The organism is Streptomyces sp. NPDC050388 (assembly GCF_040655635.1).
GTDB lineage: Bacteria > Actinomycetota > Actinomycetes > Streptomycetales > Streptomycetaceae > Streptomyces.
In genome coordinates this window covers 1-2171 of sequence record NZ_JBFAKH010000245.1, presented here as the reverse complement: position 1 = coordinate 2171, position 2171 = coordinate 1, and the positions used below count along the sequence as shown (strand labels likewise).

At 62.7% G+C, this 2171-nt stretch carries 1 protein-coding gene; it reads right to left on the bottom strand.

What is annotated here, in order from left to right; all coding sequences use genetic code 11:
* Positions 1–20 precede the first annotated feature (20 nt).
* Positions 21–2114, bottom strand: coding sequence for an ISAzo13 family transposase (locus AB0I73_RS41100; RefSeq protein ID WP_363045486.1), 2094 nt, complete (start codon positions 2112–2114; stop codon positions 21–23).
* Between the last annotated feature and the right edge of the window lie 57 nt (positions 2115–2171).

Below are 2171 nucleotides of genomic sequence, written 5' to 3'. Positions count from 1 at the left end.
GAAGCCGTGCGCAAACAACCTCACGGTTCCGAATGGGCATTCGATTCCTCCATGGTCTCGACGTAGCGGAGAACTTCTTCCGCGCTGTGGAACCGTTGTGCCCTATGAACGGGGGTGGGGTTGTATCCGTCCTCTTTAAGGAGGGGGCGCAGTTCCACGAGTGCGTTGCCGATGGTTCGAGGGCTTACCTTGAAGAGGTCGGCGATCACTGGCCGAGTGGCGACCTGTCGCATCGCGAGAATCGCGGCAAGAACGCGGCCCTCATCGGTGATCTTTCTGTAAATGACCGCACCCGGGTCCTTCTTCAACTCGGCGCCGCGTCGCTTGTGTCGAATCTCTTGGAGCCGTGCTTGGTATCGAGTCGCCAGGCGCGTGGTGATGGCATCAAGTTCGGTATGGCTCATGCCGGTGATGGCCGGATGCCGCAATGCTTCTTCAGGGGCGGTTTCCTGGAGGGAGCCAGCGGAGGCGACAAAATCCCGAACGGCTTGCGTGGTGGTAAGCCTGAGGTCGATGGCGCGCACTGTGTGGTTGTGTTCTGCCAGGATGGCCCGGGTCTCGCGCGTGGCTTGCTGAAGGCCGCTTCGGGTTACTCCAAGGAAGTCCTGGAGAACGGGCATCGTGCAGATTCCGCGGAGATGGACGAGCGTGGCCACGATGCGGGCAGCAGGCGTGATCACCGTTACCCCGCCTGCCCCTTTCGCGCGTCGTCGCTTCCCGCCTCGCCGGTCGTAGTTCCGTTGCTCGGCCTTGGCCTCCTGGGCTGGCGCGAGAAGCGCGACAAGCCGGGTCAGTTCCTCTCGGTTCATCCCGGTCAGCACTGGGTGGGAGAGCATCTCCAGCACTTCCGACTGGATGACTCTTGGACTTCTGTCGGTTGCGTGCTCAGTGCAGCGGCCGTGTGGCTGGATGGTGTAGTTCCAGGCGCCGCGAATGGCGTGTGGCTGGATCGGCAAGGAGTCCAGGTATTCCTTGCTCACGGTGACCCCGATCGGGTAGGCACGCGTGTCGAGTTCGGCCTCCACGCGCAGTCCGGAGCGTGTTCGGGTGGCTTTGATGGTCTTGATGACGACTTCGTGGCTGGTCAGCGGGCGTCCGCGCCAGTTCATCGTGATGTGGGAGAAGAGGCGATGCTCGACCTTGTTCCACTTCGACGTTCCGGGCGGAAAATGACAGACGGTAATAGCCAAGCCGGTTTCCTCGGCCAGAGCTGCGAGTTCGGACTTCCAAAGTCGGTATCGCGGAGAATTCGAGCCGCCGGAGTCCGCTGTGATCAGCAGGCGCTTGGCGCTCGGGTAGTCACCTTTGCCACGGTTGTTCCACCATCGGCGAATCGAGGCGACGGCGAAGGCCGACGTGTCGTGGTCCACACCGACATTCACCCAGCCCGTGTTGGCGGCGATGTCGTAGATCCCGTATGGGATGACCTGCTGGATTTCTCCGCGGAAGAACAGGGAGTGGTCCTCGACGTCGATCGGCTCGCCCTTGGGCCGCCACTCGCGACCCGGGTTGTGGTACTGGCCGATCATTTCCTTCTTCTTCGTATCCACGCTGATGACCGGCTCGCCGGCTGCCTGATGTTCTTTGACCTGGTTGTTGATGTAGTGGAACTGGGCGTCTCGGTCGGGATGTTGCTTGCCCTCCAGGGTCTTGGCGTTGCCTTGCAGGCTGAACCCGTTCCCACACAGGAGCTTTCCCACTGTGGTCGCGGAGACCGGGTGCCCCTGTTTGGTCAGCTCGTCGGCAAGGTGTCGCAGCGACTTGGTCGTCCACCTCAAGGGCGACATGGGATCACCTCGCTCATCCGGCTCGACCAACGCCAAGAGGGCGGGCAGCAGTCCGGGGTCTTTTGCGGCTGCGTTCTTGCGGCCGCCCCCTGGGCGTCGAATGCGACCGCCCGGAAGGGGCGTCGGTTCATTTGCGAGTTCGGCGATACCTTTGCGCACCGTCGTTTCGCTGACGCCAGCCGCGCGGGACACCGCGCGTATACCGCCGTGCCCAAGCTCACGGGCCTCTGCGGCCAGCAGCAACCGCCGCTGCCTTTCGTTGAGATGAGGGAGCAACGCCCCCAGCCGCGACGCCAGTTGTTGGGGTATCGACTGGGATATGGCCATACAAGATCAACGATCACGGGGCCCGCGAAGCAACGCGTTGTTTCCAGACGGCTTCGG